The 26,526-nt window shown below is 71.0% G+C and carries 23 protein-coding genes and 3 pseudogenes; 17 read left to right on the forward strand and 9 right to left on the reverse strand.

Annotated elements, in window-relative coordinates:
- Positions 1–64: 64 nt before the first annotated feature.
- Together ACIBW9_RS08460 and ACIBW9_RS08465 are read left to right on the forward strand one after the other, a co-directional pair.
- Entirely contained in the window at positions 65–1,447 is a 1,383-nt protein-coding gene (locus tag ACIBW9_RS08460; RefSeq protein ID WP_398952581.1) for an L-serine ammonia-lyase, read from the forward strand.
- A 146-nt stretch (positions 1,448–1,593) separates the two neighbouring features.
- Complete coding sequence (locus tag ACIBW9_RS08465; RefSeq protein ID WP_398952583.1) at positions 1,594–1,740, forward strand: hypothetical protein; 147 nt, start codon at positions 1,594–1,596, stop codon at positions 1,738–1,740.
- 290 nt (positions 1,741–2,030) lie between these two features.
- On the opposite strand, the gene ACIBW9_RS08470 is transcribed toward ACIBW9_RS08465, so the two are convergent.
- Entirely contained in the window at positions 2,031–2,348 is a 318-nt protein-coding gene (locus tag ACIBW9_RS08470; RefSeq protein WP_398952585.1) for a hypothetical protein, read from the reverse strand.
- Positions 2,349–2,394: 46 nt separating this feature from the next.
- Here ACIBW9_RS08470 and ACIBW9_RS08475 point away from each other — a divergent pair.
- The 9 genes and pseudogenes from ACIBW9_RS08475 to ACIBW9_RS08515 all read left to right on the forward strand — a co-directional run.
- Positions 2,395–2,550 (forward strand): annotated as a pseudogene (locus tag ACIBW9_RS08475) (D-inositol-3-phosphate glycosyltransferase); the annotation flags it as partial.
- 153 nt (positions 2,551–2,703) lie between these two features.
- A complete protein-coding gene (locus tag ACIBW9_RS08480) occupies positions 2,704–4,242 on the forward strand; it encodes a serine/threonine-protein kinase (protein WP_398952587.1) in 1,539 nt (512 codons plus the stop codon).
- Positions 4,243–4,393: 151 nt separating this feature from the next.
- Positions 4,394–5,608, forward strand: coding sequence for a 4-hydroxybenzoate 3-monooxygenase (locus tag ACIBW9_RS08485; protein ID WP_398952589.1), 1,215 nt, complete (start codon positions 4,394–4,396; stop codon positions 5,606–5,608).
- A 69-nt stretch (positions 5,609–5,677) separates the two neighbouring features.
- Positions 5,678–6,219, forward strand: a pseudogene (locus ACIBW9_RS08490) (hypothetical protein).
- Positions 6,220–6,271: 52 nt separating this feature from the next.
- Positions 6,272–6,790, forward strand: a complete 519-nt coding sequence (locus ACIBW9_RS08495) for a GNAT family N-acetyltransferase (protein ID WP_398952591.1) — start codon at positions 6,272–6,274, stop codon at positions 6,788–6,790.
- 167 nt (positions 6,791–6,957) lie between these two features.
- The gene (gene helR / locus ACIBW9_RS08500) at positions 6,958–9,177 is read left to right on the forward strand and encodes an RNA polymerase recycling motor ATPase HelR (RefSeq protein WP_398952593.1); all 2,220 of its coding nucleotides are present in this window, start codon (positions 6,958–6,960) and stop codon (positions 9,175–9,177) included.
- Between the two features lie 221 nt (positions 9,178–9,398).
- Complete coding sequence (locus tag ACIBW9_RS08505) at positions 9,399–10,277, forward strand: potassium channel family protein (protein WP_398952595.1); 879 nt, start codon at positions 9,399–9,401, stop codon at positions 10,275–10,277.
- 115 nt (positions 10,278–10,392) lie between these two features.
- Positions 10,393–11,910 carry an alpha-N-arabinofuranosidase gene (locus ACIBW9_RS08510; protein WP_398952597.1) on the forward strand — a complete coding sequence of 506 codons (1,518 nt, stop codon included), beginning with the start codon at positions 10,393–10,395 and terminating at the stop codon, positions 11,908–11,910.
- 31 nt (positions 11,911–11,941) lie between these two features.
- Complete coding sequence (locus ACIBW9_RS08515) at positions 11,942–12,943, forward strand: LacI family DNA-binding transcriptional regulator (protein ID WP_398952599.1); 1,002 nt, start codon at positions 11,942–11,944, stop codon at positions 12,941–12,943.
- Positions 12,944–13,050: 107 nt separating this feature from the next.
- Here the strand turns inward: ACIBW9_RS08515 and ACIBW9_RS08520 are convergent, their stop codons facing one another.
- The 3 genes from ACIBW9_RS08520 to ACIBW9_RS08530 form a co-directional block, all read right to left on the reverse strand.
- Positions 13,051–13,458: a hypothetical protein gene (locus ACIBW9_RS08520; RefSeq protein WP_398952601.1), complete on the reverse strand. Its 408-nt coding sequence runs from the start codon at positions 13,456–13,458 to the stop codon at positions 13,051–13,053.
- A 50-nt stretch (positions 13,459–13,508) separates the two neighbouring features.
- Positions 13,509–13,961 carry a hypothetical protein gene (locus ACIBW9_RS08525; RefSeq protein ID WP_398952603.1) on the reverse strand — a complete coding sequence of 151 codons (453 nt, stop codon included), beginning with the start codon at positions 13,959–13,961 and terminating at the stop codon, positions 13,509–13,511.
- 121 nt (positions 13,962–14,082) lie between these two features.
- Entirely contained in the window at positions 14,083–15,102 is a 1,020-nt protein-coding gene (locus ACIBW9_RS08530; protein ID WP_398952605.1) for an ArsR/SmtB family transcription factor, read from the reverse strand.
- Between the two features lie 266 nt (positions 15,103–15,368).
- Between ACIBW9_RS08530 and ACIBW9_RS08535 the strand changes: the two genes are divergently transcribed.
- The 3 genes from ACIBW9_RS08535 to ACIBW9_RS08545 are packed head-to-tail and all read left to right on the forward strand — an operon-like array spanning position 15,369 to position 21,214.
- The gene (locus ACIBW9_RS08535) at positions 15,369–16,355 is read left to right on the forward strand and encodes a hypothetical protein (protein ID WP_398952607.1); all 987 of its coding nucleotides are present in this window, start codon (positions 15,369–15,371) and stop codon (positions 16,353–16,355) included.
- 45 nt (positions 16,356–16,400) lie between these two features.
- Positions 16,401–18,248, forward strand: coding sequence for an HSP90 family protein (locus ACIBW9_RS08540; protein ID WP_398952608.1), 1,848 nt, complete (start codon positions 16,401–16,403; stop codon positions 18,246–18,248).
- Positions 18,249–18,250: 2 nt separating this feature from the next.
- A complete protein-coding gene (locus tag ACIBW9_RS08545) occupies positions 18,251–21,214 on the forward strand; it encodes a hypothetical protein (RefSeq protein ID WP_398952610.1) in 2,964 nt (987 codons plus the stop codon).
- Here ACIBW9_RS08545 and ACIBW9_RS08550 read toward each other — a convergent pair.
- From ACIBW9_RS08550 to dhaM, 5 genes and pseudogenes are all read right to left on the reverse strand, one after another.
- On the reverse strand, positions 21,201–21,554 hold the full coding sequence (locus tag ACIBW9_RS08550) for a hypothetical protein (protein WP_398952612.1): 354 nt from the start codon (positions 21,552–21,554) through the stop codon (positions 21,201–21,203). The two genes, ACIBW9_RS08545 and ACIBW9_RS08550, sit on opposite strands and share 14 nt — an antisense overlap.
- 202 nt (positions 21,555–21,756) lie before the next feature.
- Positions 21,757–22,050 (reverse strand): hypothetical protein, encoded by a 294-nt coding sequence (locus ACIBW9_RS08555; protein WP_398952614.1) that lies wholly within the window; start codon positions 22,048–22,050, stop codon positions 21,757–21,759.
- Positions 22,051–22,137: 87 nt separating this feature from the next.
- Positions 22,138–22,731: pseudogene (locus ACIBW9_RS08560) on the reverse strand (oxygenase MpaB family protein); the annotation flags it as partial.
- A gap of 137 nt (positions 22,732–22,868) precedes the next feature.
- Positions 22,869–23,162 (reverse strand): HPr family phosphocarrier protein, encoded by a 294-nt coding sequence (locus ACIBW9_RS08565; protein ID WP_398952616.1) that lies wholly within the window; start codon positions 23,160–23,162, stop codon positions 22,869–22,871.
- On the reverse strand, positions 23,146–23,538 hold the full coding sequence (dhaM, locus tag ACIBW9_RS08570; protein WP_398952618.1) for a dihydroxyacetone kinase phosphoryl donor subunit DhaM: 393 nt from the start codon (positions 23,536–23,538) through the stop codon (positions 23,146–23,148). Before dhaM ends, ACIBW9_RS08565 begins: the two co-directional genes overlap by 17 nt.
- 61 nt (positions 23,539–23,599) lie before the next feature.
- On the opposite strand from dhaM, the gene ACIBW9_RS08575 reads away from it, so the two are divergent.
- From ACIBW9_RS08575 to dhaK, 3 genes are all read left to right on the forward strand, one after another.
- Positions 23,600–24,379 carry an IclR family transcriptional regulator gene (locus ACIBW9_RS08575; RefSeq protein ID WP_398952620.1) on the forward strand — a complete coding sequence of 260 codons (780 nt, stop codon included), beginning with the start codon at positions 23,600–23,602 and terminating at the stop codon, positions 24,377–24,379.
- A 257-nt stretch (positions 24,380–24,636) separates the two neighbouring features.
- The gene (locus ACIBW9_RS08580; RefSeq protein ID WP_398952622.1) at positions 24,637–25,407 is read left to right on the forward strand and encodes an MIP/aquaporin family protein; all 771 of its coding nucleotides are present in this window, start codon (positions 24,637–24,639) and stop codon (positions 25,405–25,407) included.
- Entirely contained in the window at positions 25,404–26,402 is a 999-nt protein-coding gene (gene dhaK / locus ACIBW9_RS08585; RefSeq protein ID WP_398952624.1) for a dihydroxyacetone kinase subunit DhaK, read from the forward strand. The genes ACIBW9_RS08580 and dhaK overlap by 4 nt, the downstream gene beginning before the upstream one ends.
- The last annotated feature ends 124 nt before the right edge of the window (positions 26,403–26,526 follow it).

The following is a 26,526-nucleotide window of genomic DNA, read 5'->3' on the forward strand; positions in this document are numbered from 1 at the left end:
CCAGCCCGCAGGGCCGTGCCCGTGATCCGCCTCGGCACGTCCCGCCAATCCCCCGGAGTATGGCGTGGCAATCAGCGTCTTCGACCTGTTCTCCATCGGCATCGGCCCGTCCAGTTCGCACACCGTCGGCCCGATGCGCGCCGCCGTGATGTTCGCCGCCCGGCTGAAGCAGGACGGCCTGCTCGCCCAGACCACCGCGGTAAGGGCGGAGCTGTTCGGCTCCCTGGGGGCGACCGGCCACGGCCACGGCACCCCCAAGGCGGTGCTGCTCGGCCTGGAGGGCAACGAGCCGCACACGGTCGACGTCGCCCAGGCCGAACTCGACGTCGAGCGCATCCGCTCCACCGGGCGCCTCCGTCTCCTCGGCGCCCAGATCGGCCCGGCCCACGAGATCGGCTTCGACGTCTCGACGCAGCTGGTCCTGCACCGCCGGCGCTCGCTGCCGTACCACGCCAACGGGATGATCCTCTTCGCGTACGACGCCGACGGCGTGCCGCTGCTGGAGAAGACGTACTACTCGGTCGGCGGCGGCTTCGTCGTCGACGAGGACGCCGTCGGAGCGGACCGGATCAAGCTCGACGACACGGGGCTCGCCCACCCCTTCAGCACCGGCGACGAGCTGCTCCGACTGGCCCGGGAGACCGGCCTGTCGATCTCCGCGCTGATGATGGAGAACGAGAAGGCCTGGCGCACCGAGGACGAGATCCGCTCCGGGCTCCTCGACATCTGGCGGGTCATGGAGGGCTGTGTGTCGCGCGGCCTGGCCTTGGAAGGCATCCTCCCGGGCGGTCTGAAGGTACGGCGCCGGGCTGCCGCCGCGGCCCGCCAACTGCGCAGCGAGGGCGATCCGTTGGCCCGTGCGATGGAGTGGGTCACGCTCTACGCGATGGCGGTGAACGAGGAGAACGCGGCGGGCGGCCGGGTCGTCACCGCCCCCACGAACGGGGCGGCGGGCATCATCCCGGCCGTGCTGCACTACTACATCAACTTCGTGCCCGGCGCCGACGAGGACGGCATCGTCCGCTTCCTGCTCGCGGCAGGCGCCATCGGCATGCTCTTCAAGGAGAACGCCTCCATCTCCGGCGCCGAGGTCGGCTGCCAGGGCGAGGTCGGCTCCGCCTGCTCGATGGCCGCGGGCGGCCTCGCCGAGGTGCTGGGCGGCAGCCCGGAACAGGTCGAGAACGCCGCCGAGATCGGCATGGAACACAACCTCGGCCTCACCTGCGACCCGGTCGGCGGCCTGGTCCAGATCCCCTGCATCGAACGCAACGGCATGGCCGCGGTCAAGGCGGTCACGGCCGCCCGGATGGCACTGCGCGGCGACGGCCGCCACCACGTCTCCCTCGACAAGGTCATCAAGACCATGAAGGAGACCGGCGCCGACATGAAGGTCAAGTACAAGGAGACGGCACGGGGCGGGCTTGCCGTCAACGTCATCGAGTGCTGAGGGGACTGGCTCTGACCAGCGCGTTCGTTTCTTTCAGCGCAGACTTCCGCGTCCATCAGCACTTCGGCCGTGCCTTTCAGGGTGGTACAGCGGCCACCGTCGACCTGGCAGCCGGCCACGCGGGCTTCGCCGGGGCGGGACGCGCGGTGAACGACGCCGTGACCCGCTACGCCGACCGGTACGGACGGACTCCGGCTCCGGATCCGGAGCGCGTGGTCATCGAGATCACGATCGACCGGGCCATGGGCCTGGTGAACCTCGGCCGGCCGAAGACCGCGAGCACTGCTGCCTGACGCGCGAGAGTCCCCGGGAGGGGCAGAACCTGACATCCATGGCGATGTCACCAGCAAGGTCCGGGACGACGCCGCAGGTGTCATCGCGGGTGCCCAGTTGGCAAGATTGGTCGCTCGTTCCGGGCACGGTCGCGCGGAGGCACCTGCCTCGACAGCCTCCATGCGGCGGATGAAGCACTTCAACCAACGGCTACCTCAACGCCCAGGGCGGCAACGACAACCTCTCGGCCAACAACTCCCACCAGCAGTGTGGGCCGTCCGCCGGCCGGGGGCCAGGCAGCGGACGCCGCTCAGCATGTCGGGGCAGGCACGGCGAGAACAGCGTGCCCGCGGCCGTTGCCCGGTAGAGGATGATGGGCCATGACGATCGTGTTCCGGATTCCGGCCACTGGTGCAGACCGGCAACGCGGCCCCCTCCCGTTGGGCAGGCGGCCGTCGCAGGCCGGGACCGAGGGCCCCCGGGCGAGCTCGTACGCTCGCTCACCCACCGCCAGACCACCATGATCGGCCTCGGCTGCGCGCTGGGCACCGGCACGTCGCAGGACCTGTGCCCGCTCGACGTACGGCAGCGCCGCCCACTGCTGCTGCGCCCGCGCCGCCTGCACCACGGCCCGCCCCAGGCCGTCGGGCGTGGCCGCACCGACACGACCCAGCGGTCTGCCCGTGACGGTACGGGACGGGGCGAGCGGCGTACTCGTACCGGGCCACGATCCCGCCGACTACGCGCGGACACTGCGCCGCTTCGCCGACACTCCGGGGCTTTCCGCCCGCATGGGCAAGGCCGCGGCCCGCCACGCCCGCGGCAGCGGAGGTGTACACGGTGGTGATCCGCGCGTGTCGCCTTGCCGGCTGAGGGGGCCTATGACGCGATCGACACGAACTGCACACCTGTAGTGCGAAAGCGTCGGTTAATGTGCATTGCTGAGTGACGAAAAGGGGGCAGAGCAGGCGGAGGGCGAAGCAGTGTCGGACGAAGGGCGGCTCGTCGCCGGGCGCTACCGGCTGGTCGAGCGCATCGGTCGCGGCGGCATGGGCACCGTATGGCGCGCCGAGGACGAGGAGCTCACCCGTCAGGTCGCGCTCAAACGGCTCCACACACCGCCGCACCTGTCCGACGCGGAGATCACCACGCTGTACGAGCGTGTCCGCCGCGAGGCGCGCAGCGCCGCCCGGGTCGTGCACCCCAATGTGGTCGTCGTCCATGACGTCGTCGACGACGACGGGCAGCCGTGCATCGTCATGGAGTACGTCCCCGCCGGTACCCTCGCCGACACCCTCGACGGCGGCCGGACGCTGCCGCCCGAGGAGGCGGCAGGCATCGGCCTCGGTGTGATCTCCGCCGTACGAGCCGCGCACGCGGCCGGCGTGCTGCACCGCGACATCAAGCCCGGAAACGTCCTGCTCGGTCCCGGTGGCCGGATCGTCCTGACCGACTTCGGTATCGCGCAGACCGCCGGGTCCTCGACGCTCACGCAGACCGGGGAGATGATCGGCTCCATCGACTTCATGGCCCCCGAGCGGATCCGCGGCCACAAGCCCGGCCCGGCCTCGGACCTGTGGTCGCTGGGTGCGTCGCTGTACCAGGCGGTGGAGGGCCGTCCGCCGTACCGCCGCGACACGCCCATGGAGACCGCGTACGCCATCGCCGTGGACCCGCTGGAGCCGATGCGCAAGGCCGGTCCGCTGGAACCGCTCATCGAGGCCCTGCTGTCGAAGGACCCCGAGGACCGGCCGACGGCGGAGCAGACGGAACGGGCGCTGCGGGCCGCCTGGTCCACCGGCCCGCCGACCGAGCGGTCCCCCGTCGTCGGCCCGGCGGGCGAGGACTCGACCCCGCACCCCACCTCCGCGGTGCCGCCGGCACCACCGACGCAGACCGGGAGGAGCGCACGGCGTCGCCGTCCCCGCCGTAGAGGCCGTGTCCTCGTGCCGGTCCTGGCGGTCCTGGCCGTGGCCACCACCGCTGTCACGCTGTACATGTCGTCGCAGCGGGCCGACCGGGACGGAGCGGGCGGACTGACCACGCCCACCGCGTCCGACTCCCCCTCGCCCGTCCCCGACGGCTACCACCTGGTCCACGCCGACCGGCTCGGCGTCTCCTTCCCCGTGCCGGACGGCTGGCAGCCGAAGAAGCAGTCGAGCGACGACGAGGTCACCTACACCGACCCGACCGGACTGGCCGGCATCACCATCGGCATGGTGGACCCCGCGGGCTCCAACCCCGTCGGCCACTTCAAGGACATCGAGGCGAACACCAAGGCCAACTACTCCGTCTACCGCAGGCTGCGCATGCAGGAGACGACCTTCCGGGACAAGCCGGCGGCCGTGTGGGAGTTCACCTTCCAGGGCCGGGCCCGGGTCTTCCGCGCCATCGACCTCGGCTACGGCACCGCGGGCGGCCGGGAGTACGACATCTATCTGTCGGCCCCGGAGGCCAAGTGGAGCACCTACCGCCCGGTCTTCGACAACGTCAGGGACGGGTTCACGGAACAGCCGCGGTGAATTCGACGGGCTGATGAGCTCTATGCGCTGGGGAACGGGGTGCGGGCGCGGGGGGCGGCACAGCCTCTGCCCCTGTGAGGCTGCGATCTCCGAGCGGCACGGCCCCCGGAGAACGGAACCACTCCGCTAGTCTGACAGCGGAGGTGGCCAAGTGACCGAAAATGCAGGGGAGTTGACGGACTCGCCGGAATCCACGACCGTCGTCGTGATCGGCGCGGGCCCGGCCGGGCTGACGGTCGCCAATCTGCTGCGGCACAGCGGAATCGACTGCATCGTCCTGGAACGCCGCAGCCGCGAGTACGTGGCGCAGCGCCACCGGGCCGGCATCGTCGAAACCCGCGCGGTGCGGATGTTCGACTCCTGGGGGCTGGCCGACCGCGTCCTCGGTGGGACCCCGTACGACGGCATCCTGGAGCTCCGGGTGGACGGCGAGAGCCACCTGGTGTCCGACATCGACGGCTCCGAAGGCCCCCGGGCCCGCCTCTGCCCCCAGCAGGTTCTGGTCCAGAAGCTGACCGCCGCATACCTCGACGACGGCGGCGATCTGCGCTTCGAGGCCGCCGACGTCTCCCTGCACGACCTGACCGGCGACCGCCCGACCGTCCGCTACCGCACCGCCGACGGCACCCTCCGCCACATCACCTGCGCCTTCGTCGCCGGCTGCGACGGCGACCACGGCATCAGCCGCACCGCGGTCCCCGCCGGCGCCCTCACCGCGTACTCCGAGGACCACGGCATCGGCTGGCTCACCGTCCTGGCCGACGCCCCGCCCCCGGCCCACCCGCTCCTCGCCGTCAGCCCGCACGGCTTCGCCGCCCACTTCCCGCGTGGCCCGCAGACCAGCCGCTACTACCTCCAGTGCCCGCCGGACGACCACCCCGACGCCTGGCCCGACACCCGCATCTGGGACGCTTTGCGCACCCGCCTCGCCGACCCCGCCCTCACCGCCGGCCCGATCACCGACCGCGAGACCTTCCGCCTCCGCAGTCTCGTCCACGACCCCATGCAGTACGGCCGCCTCTACCTGGTCGGCGACGCCGCCCACATCGTCTCGCCGATGGGCGGCAAGGGCATGAACCTCGCCCTCCACGACGCCGACGTCTTCGCCCGAGCCGTCCGGGACTCGGCCCAAGACCACGACGACACAGCCCTGCGGAGCTACTCGCAGCGCTGCCTGCGCCGGGTCTGGAACGACCAGGAGTTCTCGCACTGGCTCACCCGCACCCTCCACGACGCGGGCGACGCCACCGACGCCGGCCCCTTCCACCGCAACCTGGCCCGCGCCCGCCTGGACCGCCTCCTCACCTCACCCACCGCGGCCCGCGCCTTCGCAGAACTGATGACGGGGCTGGACCTGGCCGAATGACCGGAGAGCCCTGAAGACCGAGGGATGTCGGATGGCACGAGCCGACCGCGAACTGGCACGCTGTGTCCCATGGATCACCCGGAGGTGCTGCTCATCGGAGGATGGGCCGGGGTCGGCAAGACCACGGTCGGGTGGGAGGTGTCGGCGCTGCTGCGGGCGGCGGGCGTCGCTCACGCGATCATCGACGGTGACTTCATGGGACAGGTGCACCGGCCCCGGACGGCGATCCGCACCGCACGGAGATCACCGAGAGCAATCTGACCGCGGTGTGGGCGAACTTCGCCCGGCGCGGATATCGCCGTCTGAGCTACACGAACACGGTGAGTGTGCTCCCCGAGGCGGCGGGCATGTTCGAGCGCGCCATGGGAGCGGAGGTGCGGGCCGTACGGGTCCTGCTCACCGCCTCCGATGCCACCGCCAGAGAGCGGCTCCTACGGCGGGAACTCGGCTCGGAGCTGCAAAGGGAGCTCGAGGGCAGCGCCCGCAAGGCCCGGCTCCTGGACCGGCGGGCCCCCGCGGAGGCGGTGCGTGTCATGACGGACGGACGCACCGTCGGGGACATCGCACGCGAGGTCGTTTCCCTCACCGGCTGGGCGGAGCAAGGAAGTTGACGCTCTCCATGGAGCACCGACAACCGCCGAGTCGCGCCGTAGGGTGGCGCACATGAGCATCGACGGTGTTGCGCTGCGTCCGGTGGCCGAGCCCGACCTGCCCGTCATGGAACGTTTCCTCATGGATCCGCAGACCGTTGTGCCGTTCCAGTGGTGGGGCTGGTCGGACACCGGGCGCTGGCGGCGCCAGTGGGCGGAGAACGGCCTGCTCGGCGACGACGGAGGGAATCTGATGGTGGTGCGCGGCGCGGAGCGGCTGGGGTTCGTCGCCTGGCGCCAGGTCAGGCCCACCCGGACCACCACCTACTGGAACATGGGCATCAACCTGCTCCCGGAGGCCCGCGGACAGGGCGTGGGAACCGAGGCGCAACGGCAGTTGGTCCACTACCTCTTCGCGCACACCACGGTCGTGCGCATCGAGGCGGACACCGAAGCCGGCAACATCGCCGAACAACGAGCCCTGGAAAAGGTCGGGTTCACCCGCGAGGGCGTTCTGCGCAGCATCGCCTTCCGCGACGGACAGTGGCGTGACGGAGTGCGTTACAGCATCCTGCGCGGCGAACTGGCCTGAGCACCGCCCTCAAAAACCCCTGAGCACCTCGCTCAAAAAACAGCTCAAAAAATAAGGCAAGGAGATCGGTCACTCCTTGCCACTCTCAACCTATAGCGCACCGGGGGGCTTGCGGCAAGGCCCCGGTCGTGCCGCACAATCGCACGCCGAGGCCACAAGCTGCGGAAATGGGAGTTCTCGACGTGCATGTTCTGTCCGGTGACACGGCCCCTCTGACCACCCGTGCGTTCGACCTTCCCGACCGACTCGCCCACAAGGCCGCCCCGGCCCTGATCGCCGGCGACGAGCAGCACTTCGCCGCGATCGCGGAGAACCTCGAGCAGACGATCGCCGAACTGTCCGCCCGCCTCGAGACCGAGCTCAAGGGACCCGGCGGCCTCGGCCGGCAGGCGATGGACCGGGACACGGAGGTGCACCGGCTGACCGGCCGACTGCGCGCCCTGCGCCGCTTCGGCCTGGACCTGTGTCTCGGGCACATCGTCAGCGCGGACGACCCCGAGCCCGTCTACATCGGACGACTCGGACTGACCGACAGCACAGGCCGTCGCCTGCTGCTCGACTGGCGCTCTCCCGCGGCCGAGCCGTTCTTCGCGGCGACGCACGCCAACCCGATGGGCCTCGCCAGCCGCCGACGCTATCGCTGGACCCGCGGCCGGATCAGCGACTACTGGGACGAGGTGTTCACCGCCGACGGGCTGGAAGGGCGCGCCGCGCTCGACGACCAGTCCGCGTTCATCGCCAGCCTGGGCAGCAACCGTTCGGCCCGCATGCGGGACGTGCTCGCCACCATCCAGGCCGACCAGGACGCCATCATCCGGGCGGGATCCCGCGGCGCTCTCGTCGTCGACGGCGGCCCCGGCACCGGAAAGACCGTCGTCGCCCTGCACCGCTCCGCCCACCTCCTCTACTCCGACCCCCGTCTCGGTCACCGTCGGGGCGGCGTGCTGTTCGTCGGTCCGCACCGGCCCTACCTGGACTATGTCGCCGACGTCCTGCCGAGCCTCGGCGAGGAGGGCGTGCAGACCTGCATCCTGCGGGACCTCGTCGACGAGGGAGCCGACGCGGGCGTCGAGACCGACCCCGAGGTGGCCCGGCTGAAGTCGTCCGCGGAGATGGTGAAGGCGATCGAGAAAGCCGTCCGGTTCTACGAGGAGCCGCCCACCGGCGCGATGACGGTCACCGTCGACTGGACCGACATCCCGCTGACCGCCGACGACTGGGCCGAGGCGTTCGACGCACCGGAACCCGGCACCCCGCACAACGAGGCACGCGAGCAGATCTGGGACAAGCTGGTCACGATCCTGGAGGACCGGTACGGCGGCGACGACCTGCCGCCGGAGCAGTTCCGCAGGGCGCTGCGCCAGGACAAGGAGCTCGTCGGGACCCTCAACCGGGCATGGCCGCTGCTCGAAGCGGCCGACCTGGTCTCAGACCTCTGGTCGGTGCCGGCCTATCTGCGGATGTGCGCGCCCTGGCTGAGCCGCGAGGACGTCCACAGGCTGCAACGGGCGGATGCCCAGGCCTGGACGGTGTCCGACCTGCCGCTGCTGGACGCCGCCCGGCAGCGGCTCGGCGACCCGGAGACCGCTCTGCGCAAGCGCCGGCACGCGGCCGTCCTCGCCGCCCAGCGCGAGCGCATGGCGCAGGTCGTGGACAACCTCATCGACGCGGCGGCCGATTCCGGCGCCGACGGTGACGACGGCGAAGGACTGGTGAGGATGTTGCGCGGCCAGGACGCCAAGGTCAGCCTGGTCGACGAAGCCGAACTGACCGTCGTCGAACCGGATCTGCTGGCCGGCCCGTTCGCGCACATCGTCGTGGACGAGGCCCAGGAACTCACCGACGCGGAGTGGCAGATGCTGCTGCTGCGCTGCCCGTCCCGCAGCTTCACCATCGTCGGTGACCGCGCCCAGGCGCGGCACGGATTCACGGAGACATGGCAGGAGCGGCTCGGACGGATCGGGCTCGACCGGGTCGAGGTGGCCTCCCTGAGCATCAACTACCGCACACCGCAAGAGGTCATGACGGAAGCCGAGCCGGTCATCCGGGCCGTACTCCCGGACGCCAACGTGCCGACCTCCATCCGCAGCAGCGGCATCCCCGTCGTACACGGCGCTGTGGCGGAGCTGGACGCGATCCTGGACACCTGGCTTGCCGAGCATGCCGAGGGGATCGCCTGTGTCATCGGTGATCCCGCATTCCCGGCGACATCCCGGGTCCGGTCGCTGACCCCGGAGCTGTCGAAGGGGCTCGAGTTCGACCTGGTCGTCCTCGTCGACCCGGAGGCGTACGGCACGGAGGCGTACGGCACGGGCATCGAAGGAGCGGTAGACCGCTATGTCGCCATGACCCGAGCGACGCAGCAACTCGCCATCCTCACCAGCTGAATCCCTCGGCAGGCCGGCGGAGAGCCCGTCGAAGGGGACGACCCCCTGCTCGCGGCCGCCACGGGCAGCGAGCCGGCCGCATGCAGCGAGGCGGACACATCGGCTCCTGTCACCCTTGGCATAGCAGCAGGAAACGGGGCAAAATCGGGCGGGAAGTGCAAGGCCCCCCGGCGCCCGGGGTGGTCGAGGCGCGTCACGGAACAGGCCCGTGGGAGACGTGGATGGAGTGGCTGGTCTCGCTGGTCGGCGTCGGACTGGTCCTGGCTGTCCTACGGGATCTGTTCCACACGCTCTGGCACCCCACCCGCCACGGAGGCATCAGCCGACTCGTCATGACGAGCATGTGGCGGCTGGCCCGCCGCTCCCGGCTCCGTCCCCGCATGGTCGGCCTCGTCGGGCCGCTGGCCATGGTGACGGTGGTGGGGCTCTGGGCCGTCATCATCATCCTGGGCTGGGCGATCATCTACTGGCCCCATATGCCGGGCGCGTTCACGCTCACCCCTGGTTCCAGAGCGGCACAGCAGCCCGCACTGCTCGACTCGGTGTACCTGTCCCTGGTCACCGTCGCCACCCTCGGCCTGGGGGACATCACGCCCGGCGAGGGCTGGCTCCGCCTGGCCTCGCCCTTGGAGGCCCTCGTCGGCTTCGCCCTCCTGACGGCCACGGTCTCCTGGGTCCTGGAGATCTACCCCGCGCTCACCCGCAGACGGGTTCTGGCCATCCGGCTGGCGCTGCTGCACCGCTCGGCTCCGACGACGGAGCACATCGACAGCGTGGCCGGAGCGGCGCTGCTGGACGGCCTCGCCACCGAGGTCGTACGAGTCCGCATCGACTTCACCCAGTACGCCGAGGCCTACTACTTCCACGACGGCGAGGACCACTCCTCCCTGGCGGCCGTCCTCGGCTATGCCGTCGCCCTTGCCCGGCAGGGACAAGCGGCCCGGCGACCGGACGTGCGACTGACCGGGGACCTGCTCGCGGGCGCCCTTGACGACCTCGCCACCATTCTCGACCAGCGCTTCCTGCACCTGGACGGCACCACGACGGAGATCTTCGACGCATACGCCGCCGACCACGACCGCACCATCACGCACCCCTGAGCGTTGCGGGGCATGGCGAAGGCAGGGACCCAGAAGGTAGGTTTGTATCGCTACAAGAAAGCGGTTGCCGTGCAGAGTCCAGCCCACGTCCTCGACCTGACACAGGAGTACGTCCGTGCCCAACGCCACCGCGGTCATCAACCTCGACATCGAGGGCCCGAGGATCAGCCGTCACCTCTACGGTCACTTCGCCGAGCATCTCGGCCGCTGCATCTACGGCGGTTTCTGGGTCGGGGAGGACTCGCCGATACCCAACGAGGGCGGTATCCGCCTCGACGTCGTCCAGGCGCTGCGTGCCCTGGACATCCCCAACCTGCGCTGGCCCGGCGGTTGTTTCGCCGACGAGTACCACTGGCGTGACGGCATCGGCCCGCGCGAGCAGCGGCCGAGCATGGTCAACACGCACTGGGGTGACGTCGAGGAGAACAACCACTTCGGCACCCATGAGTTCATGGCGCTGTGCGAGCTGCTCGGCGCCGAGCCGTACATCAGCGGCAACGTCGGCTCCGGCACCGTGCGCGAGATGAGCGAGTGGGTCGAGTACCTCACCCGCGAGGGCGACAGCCCCATGGTGCGGCTGCGCAAGGCCAATGGCCGCGAGGAGCCCTGGCGGGTGAAGTTCTGGGGCATCGGCAACGAGACCTGGGGCTGCGGCGGCAACATGCGCGCCGAGTACTCCGCCGACCTGGCCCGCCAGTACGCCACCTACTGCCGTGACCACGGCGACAACAGGCTCTACCGCATCGCGTCGGGTGCCTCGGACGCCGACTACAAGTGGACCGAGACGCTGATGCAGCAGATCAGCTGCTTCGGCTGCGAGGCCACCCCGAAGAACTTCTTCCAGGGCCTGTCCGTGCACTACTACACGCTGGCCGGCCCGTGGGAGGCGAAGGGCAGCGCGACCGTCTTCGACACCGACGACTACTACCGCACCCTGGTCGCGGCCCGCCGCATCGACCGCATCCTGACCGGCCACTCCACCGTCATGGACGTCTACGACCCGGGCCGCACGGTCGGGCTGGTCCTGGACGAGTGGGGCACCTGGTGGGACGTCGAGCCGGGCACCAACCCGGGCTTCCTGTTCCAGCAGAACACCCTGCGCGACGCGCTGGTGGCCGCCACCCACTTCGACATCTTCCACCGGCACGCCGCCCGGCTGTACATGGCCAACATCGCGCAGACGGTCAACGTCCTGCAGGCCATGCTCCTCACCGACGGCGACGCGCTGGTGCTGACCCCGACCTACCACGTGTTCGAGATGAACAAGGGCCACCAGGACGCCACTTCACTCACCGTCCATCTGCGCGGCGACGGTCTGCGGCGCACGGTCGGCGACACGGAGCTGGAGACCCTGTCCGCCTCGGCCAGCGTCAAGGACGGCGCGTTGCTGATCTCGCTGTCCAACCTGGACGCGGAGGAATCCGCGGAGGTGACGCTCGACCTGCGCGGCGGTGCCGTCGGCGAGCCGAACGCCCGCATACTGACGGCCGACCGGCCGCAGGACCACAACACGCCCGGCACGCCTCAGACCGTCGCCCCGCGCCCCTTCGACGGTCTCAAGGCCACCGGCCAGGGGCTCGCTCTCACACTGCCGCCGCACTCGTTCGTCACGGTCAGCGCCCCGCTCGCCTGACACAACGACTCCGAGCAGACCAGAGGTGAGGGTGACGACGATCCAGGACGTGGCGAAGGCGGCCGGGGTCTCACCGATGACCGTCTCGAACGTCATCAACGATCATCCGAACGTCCGCGCCGCGACGCGCGAGAAGGTGCTCGAGGCCATGGCCCGGCTCGACTACCGGGTCAACGTCGCGGCCCGCAATCTGCGCAAGGGCCGTACCGGAACCATCGGCCTCGCCGTTCCGGAGGTGAACACCGCCTACCACGGGCTGCTGGCCGCCACCGTCATCGCCGCGGCCGAGCGGCGCGGACTCAGGGTGAGCATCGAGCAGACCGCCTCCCGCGAAAACGAGCTGGACGCCCTGTCCCTCTCCCGCAACCGGCTCTACGACGGGCTCATCCTGAGTGCCGCGGGCATGCGGCAGGGCGATGCCGATCGCCTCAGGGTGGACCACCCGGTGGTCATCCTCGGGGACCGGATCTTCGGCGGCCCCGTGGACCACGTCGCCATGCCCGACTTCGACGCGTCGCGCGCCGCCACCCGGCATCTGATCGAGCGGGGCTGCCGGCGCATCGCTTTCGTGTGCGGGGCGGTCGAGGAAGTGGACACCTCCAGCCTGCGCATCGCCGGCTACCGCAAGGCCCTGGAGGACGCGGGCCTGCCCGCGGACCCCGCCCTGGTGCAGCAGGTCGACCGGCTCAGCATGCGCGAAGGCGCCGAACGGGCCCGCGAGATGGCGCGGAGCGGGCTCGACTTCGACGGCGTGTTCTGCGTGACCGACTCCCTCGCCATGGGCGTGCTGCGGGGCCTGGCCGACGTGGGGTGTCGCGTACCCGACCAGGTGAAGGTGATCGGCTTCGACAACGTCCCGCAGAGCGATTTCTGCATCCCCTCGCTCTCCAGCGTCGATCCGGACCACGACCGCATGGCCGAGCGGGCGGTCGACCTCCTGATCCGGCGCATCGAACAGACCGACCCCCCGGTCCCGCAGCAGGACGTCGTCGTCGGCTTCTCCCTGGTGATCCGGGAGTCGACGGGCGGCTGACCGCCGTAAGAGATCAATTTCAGTTCCCGGGCTCCGCTACGGCCCTGCGTGACTGCGTCCTCACGGAACCGGAACCGCCGCCCGCAGGGCCTGCGTAGGGGACCGCTTCAGCAGCGCGGCAGCGGATCGGTCTCGTCGATGACGTCGCTGTCCTTCACGAAGCCCCAGCCGCCATGACTGAGGTGAGGGGTGTCGGCGAGCGTGTAGATCCAGCGGTTGGGGTGCGGACCGCCGCCGCCCGTGGGATCACCCTCGTACCGGCAGGTGAACCAGTTGGTGTCGGAATTGAGGTAGCCGACGGTCTGCCCGGCCCACTGCACGCGGATCCCCGGCTTGTTCCGGCACCACCAGTGGTTGGTCAGGGCGTCGACGTCGCAGTCGGACGCAACGGCGCGGCCGGCTGCGGCACTGCCGGAGGGCTGCGCGGCGGCAGCACTCGTCAGGGCGCTGACCAGGACGAACGCGCAGGCCACGGAGCCTGCGAGCCGGACGGCACGGGGCGAGGTCTTGTTCATGAGCATCCCGTAGGCAGGTGACATCGTTGCGGTACTGGAGCCGGCGCGGTTCAGCCGGCGTAGACCCTGCCCTGCTTGACGACGTAGTGCGCCGGCTGGGAGCAGCCGATGGACGGGGTGATCACCAGGCTGACGGCGAGCGGCGCGGGCTCCGTGCTCGCGGTCGAGAACTCGCAGACGGCATGGCTGCCGGTCAACGGGTACCAGGACCATCCGTCGACCTCGCCCACCGTGACCCGGTCGGACTCCTTCCACTTGCCGCTGTCGTGCGTGTAGACCTGCAGCCGCACCGAGGCGGCGTACTCGTCCTGAGCCGATCGCAGCGCGGTGAGCGTGATCTTGTAGTCGCTGCCGAGGACGGACGAGGCGATCTGCTGGGTCTGGGGTGCCGCGGTCCGGGCGTCGGAGGCGGTGGCTCCGGCGGTCCCGAGGACGCCCGCCAGCAGAAGCGTGACGCCCGCGGTCGCGGCGCGACGGGTACGGTGATTGCGCAGCAGTTCCATGATTCCCCCGTTGGGTCGAGTGGTGCCGTGCGGGCGTCTCCGCGGTGCTTCGCGGCCACGCCCCGCCGAGGATGTTCGCCCGTGCGCCGGGTGGCCGGGAAGCATTTCGAAGGTGGTCGAATCATGGCCGGTTCGACCGACCCGTCTGCTGCAACCGTCCCTCCTCTCCGTCGAGGAGCCGGTGGCCGATGAGCGTCACCGAGTGCCGTACGTACTGCCCCTCCCGTCTGCTCGCCACCAGTCCTCCGTCCCGGAGGACGGCGAGCTGGTAGCTGGCGCTGGGCAGGGCGATGCCGACAGCCGTCGCCACTTCGGAGGTGGTGCGGGGGCCGCTGCGGGCCACCTCGGTGAGGACCGAGGCCCTGGTGCGGCCCAGTAGACGGTCGAGTCCGTTGTCGTTGAGGGTGATCGAGTCGAGCGGCCGTGCGCTGACCGGGTAGACCAGGACCGGGCCGAGGGCGGGATCGGCAAGGGCGGTGGGCCTGCGCCAGCAGAAGTAGGACGGGAGCAGCAGCAGCCCGCGGCCCTCCAGATGCAGGTCGCGATGGGTGGGATACTCCACTTCCAGGACGGGTGCCCGCCACCGGGCGAGCGGTCGCAGGCTCTCCAGCAGGGCCAGCACGCCGCCGTCGAGGAGGACACGAGAACGCAGGTCGACCTCGTCACGGATGGCTCTGCGGGCGTGGGCCCAGCGCGGTTCGAGCAGGGTCGTGGCGGAGACTTCCAGGGCTTTCGCCACAGATCGCAGGCCGCGGTCTCCGGGCCGGCCGAGCGCCGTGGTCCAGCCGGGCAGGGGCCGCGCGGCAGCGAGCCTGCCCAGTTCGTGCCGCAGCCGGCCGGGAGGAGTGGCCTGTATCTCCTGCAGTGCCGCGGACAGACCGCCTTCGGGGACGGTCGGGGTGAGGAAGTCGGGGATGTACCCGAAGGGCGGGACGAGGGTCTGCAGCGTGTGCAGGGCACGGCCGGCCACCGGGTCCGTGGCCAGCCGTTCGCGGACGGAGCGACGCCATGACCCGAACTCGAGCGGCCCCTGGTGCGTGACCAACCGGCAGGCGGCGCAGACGAGTTCCCACAGGGGGTCGGGTCGACGTGAGACTCGGATGTTCTGTAAGTCCTGGGTGGTGAAATGGATACGGAGCATGCGGCCTCATTCGCGGAACAGTGGGGGGTTGGCCGAGGGCGAAGAGCGCTGAGCGTCATCATGGGGGACGACTGACGAATACGGTGCCTGGTTGCGGCGTTGAGACAGACGCGCGCGGAGTTCGGCTGGATGCCGCCGTAGGCCGCCCGTCACCGGGCCCGCCGCCCCGCACCGTGAAGTGCCCGTGAAAACCCTGTGGAAGCGGTGTCAGTGGGGCCGTTTATGCTGCACCGGACGATCACGCGGGGCCCAGGGGAGGGTGCGGCATGTTGGGGAGGCTGTTCGGCAGGGGTGCGGAGAGACCGGTGGCGGATCCGCACGCCCTTCCCGTTCCGCGCCGGCAGAAGAACGGGATGTACACGCTGCACGCGCTGGGCGACGCGCGGGTGCTGGCCCTGGTGGAGGCCGCGAAGACGGCCGACTGGGAGGCGGTCAAGGCGGCGCTGGTCCCCTTCGATCTCGGCCGCGACCACCAAGTCCTGGGCGAACTGGCCGACTTGGCCGGTGTGCAGGACTGGATCGGCCGGGCCGTCGAGCAGGACAAGGAGCACCGGGCGACGGCCCTGCTGATATCCGGAGCGCGCCACATCATCTGGGGCTGGGAGGCGCGCACCTCCGCCCGTGCCGTGAACGTGAGCCAGGAGCAGTGGCGGGTCTTCCACGAGCGGCTGCACATCGCCGAGGAACAGCTGCTGGAGGCCGCCGAGCTGCGGCCTGACTGGCTCACGCCGTGGCGCCGCCTGCTCACCTCAGGCCGCGGGATGTCACTGGACCGTGCCGTCAACGAGACCCGGCTCGACGCCGCCCTGCGCCGCGACCCGTTGGACCTGGAGACCCACATCGAGTGGGTGTCGCAGCTCCAGCCCCGGTGGAGCGGCGAAGCGGGCGAGGCCCTGGCGTTCGCCCGTGAGGCGTTCGCCGGCGCGCCCGAGGGCCACCGCATCGGCTGTGTCATCGCGATGGCGCACATCGAGGACTGGGTCGAGTCCGACGACCAGAACTGCCTCGTCACTCCGGAGATCCAGGACGAGCTGCTGGAGGCGGCCGAGCACAGCATCCTGCACCCCGGCTACGAGCGACGCCCGGGCTGGCAGGAGGACTTCAACATCTTCGCCATGGCCCTGTCGCTGGCCTCGGAGCGCATCGCGCTGCCGCGCGTCTTCCGCGAGCTGGAGGGCGCGTACACCCCGTGGCCCTGGAAGTACATGGCGAAGCCGGAAGAGATGTACGCCCGCGCCCGGCGCAACGCCTGACCTCCACCCCGCCCGCCGCTCGCTCACCACACCCCGGACTGCCTGATGACTCTGCCCGACACCACCGTCGACCCGGCCGGCGCCGACCGCACCTTCCAGGTGGACCTGCGCGGCCTCGTCGACCTCCTTTCCCACCACCTCTACTCCAGCCCCCGCGTCTACCTGCGGGAACTCCTGCAGAACGCGGTGGACGCGCTGACCGCGCGGCACGGCCTCGCACCGGGCGCCCCTACCGACGCCTTCGGCATCCGCCTGTACGCCGACGGTTCCGTGGTACGCGTCGAGGACGACGGCGTCGGTCTCACCGAGGCCGACGTGCACACCTTCCTCGCCACCATCGGCCGCAGCAGCAAGCGCGCGGAGCGCATTGCCGAGCAACGTGCGGACTTCATCGGCCAGTTCGGCATCGGTCTGCTCTCCTGCTTCCTGGTCGCGGACGAGATCCACGTCCTGAGCCGCTCCGCCCGCACCCCCGACGCGCCCGCCGTGGAGTGGCGGGGACGCGGCGACGGCAGCTACACCGTCCGCACCCTGCCCGCCTCGGCCCGCCCCCGGCCCGGCACCACCGTCACCCTGACCCCGCGCGCCGACGCGGGCGAGTGGACCCGCCCGGCCCAGGTGCACGCCCTGGCCCGGCACTTCGGCTCGCTGCTGCGCCACCCGGTCACCTTCGACGACGGCACGGGCGGCCCGGGCGCACCCGTCAACCCCGAGGCCGCGCCCTGGTCGCGCACCTACCCCACACCGGGAGCCCGCTCGCGTGCGCTGGCGGCGTACGGCGAGGAGGTCTTCGGGTTCAAGCCGCTGGACACCATCGAGCTGGACCTGCCGGCCGTGGGCCTCAAGGGCATCGCGTGCATCCTGCCCGAGGCGGTGCCGGCCGGGCGCCGCCACGGCCACCGGGTGCACGTCAAGGGCATGCTGCTGTCCGAGCAGGCCGAGGAGATCCTGCCCGAGTGGGCGTTCTTCGTCCGCTGCGTCGTCGACGCCGAGAGCCTGCGCCCGACGGCATCCCGCGAGTCCCTGTACGAGGACGACACCCTCGCCGCGGTCCGTGACGCCCTCGCCGAGCGGCTGCGCGCCTGGATCGCCCGCGCCGCCGCCAGCGACCCGGACCTGCTCGGCCGCTTCCTGCAGGCCCACCACCTGGCCGTGAAGTCGCTCGCGGTGCACGACGACGAGATCCTGCGGATGCTGCTGCTCTGGCTGCCGTTCGAGACCACCGACGGGCACGCCACGCTGGACGAGTTCGCGCGCAGCCACCGCACCGTGCTCGTGACGTCCAGTGTGGAGGAGTTCCGGCAGGTCGCGGCGATCGCCTCGGCCGCCGGGCTCGGTGTCGTCAACGGCGGCTACACCTACGACCGTGAACTGGTCCACCGGCTGCCGGAGATCAGGCCCGAGGTCAGCGTCGCCGACCTCGACCCGGCGACCCTGACCGCCCACCTCGACCCCGTCGACCGGGAGACGGAACTGGCTGCCGCGGCCTATCTCGCCCAGGCCCGTGACGCCCTCGCCGTCTTCGACTGCGACGTGGCGCTGCGCACCTTCCAGCCCGCCTCCGCCCCCGCCCTCCTCCTCGACAGCCGGGAGGCCCGGCACGAGCGCACCCGCTCCCAGCTCGCCCGCGAGCAGCAGGGCGGCATCTGGGGTGACATCCTCGGCGCCCTGCGCCAGGAGGCCCCGCGGGCCCAGCTGATCCTCAACCAGCTCAATCCACTGGTGCGCACCGCTGTCACCATCGACGAGCCCGAACTGGCCCGCACCAGCGCCGAAGCCCTCTACGGACAGGCCGCGATGCTGTCGAGGCGCCCGCTCAGGCCCGCCGAGTCGAGCCTCATCAACCGTTCCTTCCTCGACCTCCTCGCCCACGCCCTCCGCAAGGACAGCTGACGATGCCGACCGCACCCCAGAACACCGACGAGCTGTACCTGGCGCTCCAGGAGAACGACCGGCGCCCCTACGGCCGCACCCGCACCGTCACCGCCGAGGAACTCGTCGAAGCGGCCGAGCAGTTCGCGGAGCCGCTCCCGCTGGTCCACGCACTCCTCGAACTGCAGGAGGCGTACACCTACGGCTCCGAACCCCGTAAGTCGCCCGTCGCCTTCGCCCGTCTGCTCACCCTCTTCGACGAGCAGCCCGACCTCTTCGACGACCGCCTGCGCCACCAGCTGTTCTGGCGGTTCAAGTGGGTGGCCCACGCCCTGCGTCAGCTGCCCGAGGTACCGCTGCCCAGCCTGCGCCAGTGGCTGACCGAGATGCGCGACCGGTACGAGAAGGCCGACCTCGGCCTCCAGCCGTACTACGGACAGGCGTACCAGCTCGCCGCTCACGTGGGCGAGGACACCAGCCTCGCCTACGAGCTGTGGGCGGGCCGCACCCGCACCAGGCTCAGCGACTGCGAGGCCTGCGAGATCTGCCAGCGTGCCCGGCACCACCTCAGGGCGGGCGACGACGAGCGGGCGCTGCGCGCCTGGGAGCCGGTCCTGGCCGGGAAGGCGTCCTGCCAGGAGGAACCGGCCCGCTCCGCCTCGTACGCACTGTTGCCCCTGCTGCGCACCGGCCGCGCCGACAGGGCCCGCGAACTGCACCTCGCCGGCTACCGCAGCTGTCGCCGCAACCCCTCGATGTCCGAAGAGGTCGGCCGGCACCTGGAGTTCTGTGCGCTGACCGGCAACGAGGCCCGCGGACTGGAACTGCTCGCCGAGAACCGGAACCTGTTCGACGAGGTCGACTCGCCGCTGGACCAGCTCGGCTTCCTCACCGGCGTGGAGGTCCTCCTCCAGCGCGTCGAGCTCCTCGGCCACGGCGAACAGCCCGCCGCCGGCTACGCGGGCCGCACCTGGACGGTGGCCGGCCTGCGCGCCGAGGTGCGCGGCCGCGCCGACGACCTCGCCGCCCGCTTCGACGCGCGCAACGGCACCACGGCTCACTTCGACCGCCGCCGCGCCCGCCTCGACCGCGCGCCGCTCCTGGACGCGCTGGAACTGACCCTGCGGCCCCGCAGCCTCGACGACACGGCCCCGGCCGCCCCCGTCGCCGCGCCCGCCGCCCGTACGGCCGCCGCCGTTCCCGAATCGCTGCCCGAACTCATCGTCCAGGCAAGGAAGTTGGACGAGCAGGGACATCCGGACGCACAGGCCTGCTGGGCGCGGCTGCGCACGCTCGTCGCCGCCCGCGACTACACCCACCCCGAAGACCCGGCCGTGGGCCCGCTGGCACGACTGCGCGCCGACCTGCTGGCCGACGAGGCGAACCGGGCGGGCCACAAGGACGAGTTCGCCGCGGCCGCCGAGCTCCACGAGGAGGCCGCGGCCCTGTACGACGCCGTCGGACAGCCGGGAGAGGCGACGCTGGCCCGCGCCTGCGCTCTGCTGGCCACCGCGGAGATCCCCGCGGAGACGGAGGCGGCTGGGGAGGCTGTCGACGAGACCGAGGCGAAGGCCGCCGCGCTGACCGCCGCCCACGCGTCCATGGTCCGTCTGCACGAGGAGACGTCCGGACTGGCGCCGTACCAGGAGGCCCGCCTGCTGCGACTGCGGGCAACCGCGCTCGCCCTGCGCCTGCAGACGTCACGGAGCGACGAGCACGTCGCACCGGTGCTCGCCGAGGTGGACCTGCTGCACGCCTTCGCCACCCGGCACGACATCGTCGGGCAGGTCTCCGGCGCCCTGCAACTGCGGGCCAGCACGTACGCCATCTCCGGCGACCTGCCCGCCGCGGTCACCGAGGTCGACGCCCTCCTGGACCGGCTGAAGGCACATGGCCCCGCCTGGCACCTGCCCCGCACGCTCGGCCTGCGCGGCCGCCTCCAGCTCGGCCTGCGGGACGCCGAGGCCGCCCACGCGGACCTCAGCGAGGGGCTGCGACTCGCCGCCGACTGGCCGGCCGACGCCGTCGACACCACCCGTCTCCACGGTGATCTGGCCGAGGCCTGTATGCACCTGGGCCGCCCCGACGAGGCCCTGCGGCACCTGACGCGCTCCGCGGAGCTGGAGCTGCGCCACGGCAGCCGCACGGACGCGCTCTGCGCCTACAGCAACGCGGCCCGGCTCAGCCTCGACCTGGGCCGCGTGGAGGACTGCATCGCCCTGCTCGACTCCCTGCTGGCCGAACCGGACATCGCCGCCGGAGAGGTGGACGACCGGCTCGTCGCCCAGCTGCGCCTGACCCGGGCCCGCGCGCTGCACGAGGGGGAGGACCTCAAGGCCGCCACGGCGGAGTTCGTCGCCCTCGCCGCCGAGTCGGCCGGCTGGGACGACGACCCGGGAAGCCATGCCATGATCGCCGCGGAGACGGCCGTACTCCTGGGTGAAGCCGGCGAGTTCGGCCGGGCCCGCGAGGCCGCGGACCAGGCACTCGCCGCCCACGCCCGGGCCCCGCGCCACGAGCAGCTCAGCAACTGCCTGCGCGAACTCGCCCGCCTCCAGGCCCAGCAGCAGGGCCCCGACGGCCTGGCCGGTGCCCGCGCCTTCCTCGCCGACGCCGGCCGGATCGCCGACGAGGCCCGCACCGCCGGATACGAGGCCCACGGCCGCTCCCTGGACACCGCCCTGGCCTACGAACACGGAAGGGTCAACGCCTACGCCGGCGAGTACGAGGACGCCCTGGTCGCCCTGGACAAGGCTTTGGCGCTGCTCGGCGAACCGGGAACGGACGACGACCGCGCCGGCGAGTGGGCCGAGTGCATCCGCCTCGCGGCTGCCGTCGAGGGCCTCTACCTGCAACGCCCGGCCCCCGCCCTCACCCGCCTCGACGCGGCGATCTCCCACCTGACCGCACTGGGCCGCACGGAGGAGACCGAGCCGCTGACGTCCCTGGCGGGCCGGCTGCGGGACGAGGAGGTCAGGCCCGGTTGAGCCGTGCGGCGATTCCGTGACCGATCAGCAAATACAGAACCGCCGGAAGACCGTGATTGAGGATGACGCGTAGACCCTCGGTGTCCATCGTGAAAATGTCCTGTGACCATCCGGCCAGCCAGTCCGCCATTCCGTGCACGAACTTGACGAAAACGTTCGCCCGGTTCGCGTCGAGCAGGAACAGCAGAATCCACAGGACCAGCAGGCCTGCCGCCGTGTCGGCGATCGTGCAGATCGTCAGTGCCGCCCGTCGGCCGGCGGCCTGACGTTGCGCGGAGCGGTCCGGCCCCGGGGGCTGGTTGTACATCTGGTATCCGGAAACCGGGTCTGTGTTGCTCACGAGAAATTCCGATCTGACGAGTTGTCGTGGTGGCACGGTCGCCCGGGGCGTCTGAATTCAGTCCGAGGTTTTCCCACGCCTCAGTTCTTCAGCGCCTTGCCGACGTCGCCGCGTTACACCTCCAACGCGATGTCCTGAATATGGTTCCCTATTCGGTCACTTACCCAAATGTTCAGCTGGCGCAGTACATTTGAGGACGGCGTTACGACAGTGGTCCGAGGATCTCCTGGGACTCGATGAGCCCTTGGTCGCGGGGTGCCTTGCCGTCGTCGAAGACGCGGGCGGCCTGCCGGGCCCGGAACTCGAGGTGGGCCTCGGCGGGCTTGGCGTAGCCGTAGCGGGCGCGGGCCTCCGCGGGCGTCAGCACTTCTGCCTTGCGGGGCGGGATGCCGAGCTTGATCGGCGCGACCACCGGGACCGTGGAGGGCGAGATCAGACCGAGCAGGCGCAGTTCGGCCCTGGGGCTGAGGTGCGCGAGCGCGAAGGCCGTTCTCATGACGGGCACGATGAGCACGTCGAGCAGACGTGACTGCCGGATCCCGGCCGGCTCGCGCATCCAGCGCGGCATGGTGGCGATCGTGGCGATCCGCTGTGCCCTCGCGACGGCCAGGCTCGCCGGCTTCGCCCACCATGGCATCGGCGGCAGCACGAGCTCACTCCTGAGCAGGTGGTTCATGGCCTGCCGGGCGATCGGGCTGGCGGACAGCCGCGGACGCATGCGCTCGAAGTACGCCCGGACGCCTGCCCGGCTGCGGGGGATGTCGTCGGGGGAGCAGGTCTGCAGTTCCGCGGCGACCGCGCGGGCCTCCCAGTACTCCTGCTCCTCCTGCGCGGTGAGCTTGCCGGGGCCGTACCTCTCGTACGCGTAGAGGACCGAGTGCCGGCCGGTGAGCTGGATCCACAGCTGCGAGGCAGGGGCGTTGGCGTCGTAGGTGCCGCCGCCGTAGGGCAGTTCGCCGATCGCCTTGGAGTGTGGACCTTGACCAGGACGTCCGCGGCCTTGCTCACCTCTCGGGAACCGGCCAAGGCCACCATCGCGAAGTAGCGCAGAGTGCGGACGTAACGGGTGCGGGAGCGCCGGTAGATGCCCTGGGTCGCGTGGACGGCGGCCACCAGCGGCGGTCGAGTTCCTCCACCACCACGGCCCGCTGGAACCCGACCGTCGGCGCCGTCGGATGGCTCCAGACCTTCCACACCACCGAACCCGGACCGAAGAACCCGTGGTCCCCGTGCCTCACCTCGGTCGCCTCCACTGGTCTCTGCTCCTCGTGTCACCGGTCGCGGCAGCCGGTTCGCGGCGCCGGTGGCGTCGGGTCACTCGGCGGTGGCGAGGATCTGCGCCAAGGCCGTGACGGCCTGTTCGGCGTCGGGGCCTTCGGCGCGGACGGTCACGGTGGTTCCGAGGGTGGCGCCCAGGCCCATGACGGCGAGCACGCCGGTCGGGTTGACCGTCCGGTCGCCGTACTCCAGCCGTATGGCACTGGTGAAGGTGGCCGCGGCACGGGCGAGTTGACCCGCGGGGCGGGCGTGGAGGTTGGCGGGCAGCACCACGGCCGCCCCGTGCCTGGACGGGATCGTCGTGGTCGTGGGCTCAGAGCTTGTGGACATGACGGGCCTCCTTGGCGGCGTCGGCGACGGTCTTCAGGTCGGCGCCGGATGCGGCGGTGACGACGGCTGCGACGGCTCCTTCGACGAAGGGGGCGTCGACGATCAGCACGTCGGGGTGGGGATGGTCTTCCAGGACGGTGCGGGCGGTCAGCACGGAGCTGCCGAGGTCGGGCAGGACGACGACGCCCTGACCGCGGTCGACGCAGCGGATGGCGTCGAGGACGAGGTCGTAACTGGTGCCGATCCGGCCGTCGTCGGTGCCTCCCGCGGTGGCGAGGGGGACCGTGTCGGAGCCGATCTGCTCCACCAGCAGGCGAAGGCCCGCGGCGAGCTCGGCGCTGTGGGACACGAGTACGATGCCGACAGATGCGCTCATGAACAGCTAACGTAGATGTCGGAACAGCGTTCAGCAATAGTGAACCGAGGAGAATTTTTCGATGGTGCAGGCCGTGCAGCGGGCGGTGCAGATACTGCGGGAGCTCGCGTCCACCGGTCCGCGGCTCGGGGTGACCGAGCTGGCCGACCGCCTGGGCGTGGCCAAGCCGACCGTGCACGCGCTGCTGCGCACGCTGGAGGCCGAGGGTCTCGTGGTGCAGGACCGGGACAGCTCGAAGTATCAGCTCGGCCCGGAACTGGTGCAGCTGGGCAACGCCTACCTGGACACCCAGGAGCTGCGCACCCGCTCGCTGACCTGGGCGGACCAGCTCGCGAACCGGACGAACGAGGCGGTCTGGGTGGCCGTGCTCACCGGCGACCACGTCCTGGTGGTGCACCATGCCTTCCGGCCCGAGGGCGCCGTGCAGATCCTCGAGGTGGGGGCCAGCATCCCGTGGAGCACGTGTGCCCTGGGCAAGGCGATCGTGGCCTTCCTGTCGGCCGGCGAGCGTGAGCGGCTGCTCGCGGGTGAGCGGGCGGTGCTCACCGGTGCCAGCATCACGGCCCCGGAGGAGCTGGCCGGGCAGCTGAAGGAGGTCCTCAGGACGGGCTATGCGGTCGAGGACCAGGAGTCCGCCATCGGCGACGCCGGTATCGCCTCTCCCGTCTTCGACCGCTCCGGCGAGGTGGTCGGCTCTCTCGGCATCGTCGGACCCGTCGAGCGGATTCTGGCCGAATCGGCACGTCAGGAGCTTGCGGTCGCCGTCCGGGAGACCGCCCGCAACCTCTCCCGCGACCTGGGCGCCCCGCGGGGTGCGGCCGCACGCACCACGTTGAGCTGACCCTCGCCTGATCCGGGCCCCATGGCGCACCGCCGTGGGGCCTTCTTCGTATCGGTCTGCCCGTCAATGAGCACCAGGGCTGTCGCACCTCTTGACAGGCTGGAAACGCGGGCTTAATTTCCGGAACAACGTTCATCCATAGTGAACAATCTGCAGTCGGAGGCTGAAGAGCCGCCCGGCTTCCCCCTCCCTTCACAGCCCGCTCCCCGCGGAGGAGGTGAGACGCCCGAGCCGCCGTTGGGCGCTGGGCGCCTTTCATGGAAGAAAACACCTACCCACAGAAGCTGCTGGCCGAGGTTCTGGGCACCGCGATGCTGGTGTTCATCGGCGTCGGCTCGGTTCCCGCAACCCTCATCGTCAACGGCAAGGCCCCGTTCACCTTCGCCGACCTCGGCATGATCTCGCTGGCGTTCGCCACGGTCGTCATCGCGATGATCTACGCGATCGGCCATATCTCCGGCTGTCAGATCAACCCGGCCATCACCCTCGCGCTCGCCGCGACGGGGAAGATGCCGTGGCGGGATGTCCCCGGTTATATAGCCGCCCAGATCGCAGGCGCCGTACTGGGAGCCCTCGCGATCATCGGGGTGCTCGGCCACAAGGCCGTGACCGTCGGCCTGGGCATCGCCTCCTACGGCCCTCAAGTCAGTGTCGGCCAGGCCTTCTTCGCCGAAGCGCTCGGCACGGCCGTCCTCGCCTTCGTCGTCTTCGGCGCGATCGACCGCCGTTCGGCCGGCGGGTTCGCCGGACTCGCCATCGGCCTCGCCGTGTTCGCCGTCATCATGGTGGTCGCGCCCGCCACCAGCGCGTCCATCAACCCTGCCCGCACGATCGGGCCCATGCTGGTCGGCCAGTTGTTCAACGGCACGGTCCACTGGAACCAGCTGCCCGTCTACCTGATCGCCGAGGTCGTGGGAGCGGTCGCCGCCGGTTTCCTCTACGTCGCCCTGAACGCCCGCCGGGGTGTCACCACCGCCGCCGAGCCGACCCCCGAGCCCGTCGCAGCCGCCGAAGGAGCCCTGTCATGAAGAAGCTGATCAACGCACCTGAAGCAGTACTGGCCGACGCGCTGTCCGGGATCGCCGCCGCGCACCCCGCACTGAGGGTCGACGCGGAGAACAGGGTGATCGCCCGAGCCTCGGGTACCAAGCCGGGCAAGGTCGCCCTCGTCTCCGGTGGCGGCTCGGGGCACGAACCCCTGCACGGCGGGTTCGTGGGTCGGGGCATGCTGGACGCGGCCTGCGCCGGTGAGGTGTTCACCTCTCCCGTGCCCGGCCAGATGCTCACCGCGGCCCAGGCCGTCGACGGCGGCGCGGGCGTGGTGTTCATCGTGAAGAACTACACGGGCGACGTCCTCAACTTCCAGATGGCCGCCGAACTCGCCGTCGAGGAAGGCATCACCGTGGAGACCGTGCTGGTCGACGACGACGTCGCCGTCCAGGACTCCACCTATACGGCCGGCCGCCGGGGCACCGGTGCCACCGTCTTCGTCGAGAAGATCGCCGGGGCCCTCGCCGAGCAGGGCGCAGACCTCGCCGCCGTCGCGGAGATGGCCAAGCGGGTCAACGCCGCCTCCCGGTCCTTCGCCGTGGCACTGACCGCATGCACCACGCCCGCCTCCGGCAAGCCCGGCTTCGAGCTGCCCGAGGACGAGATGGAGGTCGGCGTCGGCATCCACGGTGAACCCGGCCGGCGCCGCGAGAAGCTCCGCCCGGCGAAGGAGATCGTGGCCACCGCCCTGGACGCCGTCCTCGGTGACCAGCCTCTCGACGCCGGCGACGAGACCATCGTCATGGTCAACGGACTCGGCGGCACCCCGCTCATCGAGTTGTACGTGGTCTTCAACGAGGTCGCCGCCGCACTCGCGGACAAGGGCGTGGTCATCGCCCGCAACCTCGTCGGCAACTACGTGACCAGCCTGGACATGGCGGGTGTTTCCCTCACCGTGTGCAAGGCCGATGGCGACATGCTGTCCCTGTGGGACGCACCCGTGAACACCCCGGCTCTGCGCTGGGGCGTCTGAACCGAGCCGGGGGCGGGGCGCGCCATCCGCGCGGGCCGGGCCGGTGCCTTCCCGCGGCCGCCCCGCCCGGACCGCACCCCGCGCGCCGCCGCCCCCGCCCCCGGCTCACCACACCACCCGCCCA

It is taken from the genome of Streptomyces sp. NPDC049541 (genome assembly GCF_044465725.1).
Classification (GTDB): Bacteria; Actinomycetota; Actinomycetes; order Streptomycetales; family Streptomycetaceae; genus Streptomyces.

Coding starts and splice junctions, on each gene's coding strand:
- ACIBW9_RS08495 (WP_398952591.1), top strand. CDS start 6,272: ATGAGCATCGACGGTGTTGCGCTGCGTCCGGTGGCCGAGCCCGACCTG.
- helR (WP_398952593.1), top strand. CDS start 6,958: ATGGGAGTTCTCGACGTGCATGTTCTGTCCGGTGACACGGCCCCTCTG.
- ACIBW9_RS08505 (WP_398952595.1), top strand. CDS start 9,399: ATGGAGTGGCTGGTCTCGCTGGTCGGCGTCGGACTGGTCCTGGCTGTC.
- ACIBW9_RS08520 (WP_398952601.1), bottom strand. CDS start 13,458: ATGAACAAGACCTCGCCCCGTGCCGTCCGGCTCGCAGGCTCCGTGGCC.
- ACIBW9_RS08525 (WP_398952603.1), bottom strand. CDS start 13,961: ATGGAACTGCTGCGCAATCACCGTACCCGTCGCGCCGCGACCGCGGGC.
- ACIBW9_RS08530 (WP_398952605.1), bottom strand. CDS start 15,102: ATGCTCCGTATCCATTTCACCACCCAGGACTTACAGAACATCCGAGTC.
- ACIBW9_RS08535 (WP_398952607.1), top strand. CDS start 15,369: ATGTTGGGGAGGCTGTTCGGCAGGGGTGCGGAGAGACCGGTGGCGGAT.
- ACIBW9_RS08540 (WP_398952608.1), top strand. CDS start 16,401: ATGACTCTGCCCGACACCACCGTCGACCCGGCCGGCGCCGACCGCACC.
- ACIBW9_RS08545 (WP_398952610.1), top strand. CDS start 18,251: ATGCCGACCGCACCCCAGAACACCGACGAGCTGTACCTGGCGCTCCAG.
- ACIBW9_RS08555 (WP_398952614.1), bottom strand. CDS start 22,050: ATGAGAACGGCCTTCGCGCTCGCGCACCTCAGCCCCAGGGCCGAACTG.
- ACIBW9_RS08565 (WP_398952616.1), bottom strand. CDS start 23,162: ATGTCCACAAGCTCTGAGCCCACGACCACGACGATCCCGTCCAGGCAC.
- dhaM (WP_398952618.1), bottom strand. CDS start 23,538: ATGAGCGCATCTGTCGGCATCGTACTCGTGTCCCACAGCGCCGAGCTC.
- ACIBW9_RS08575 (WP_398952620.1), top strand. CDS start 23,600: ATGGTGCAGGCCGTGCAGCGGGCGGTGCAGATACTGCGGGAGCTCGCG.
- ACIBW9_RS08580 (WP_398952622.1), top strand. CDS start 24,637: ATGGAAGAAAACACCTACCCACAGAAGCTGCTGGCCGAGGTTCTGGGC.
- dhaK (WP_398952624.1), top strand. CDS start 25,404: ATGAAGAAGCTGATCAACGCACCTGAAGCAGTACTGGCCGACGCGCTG.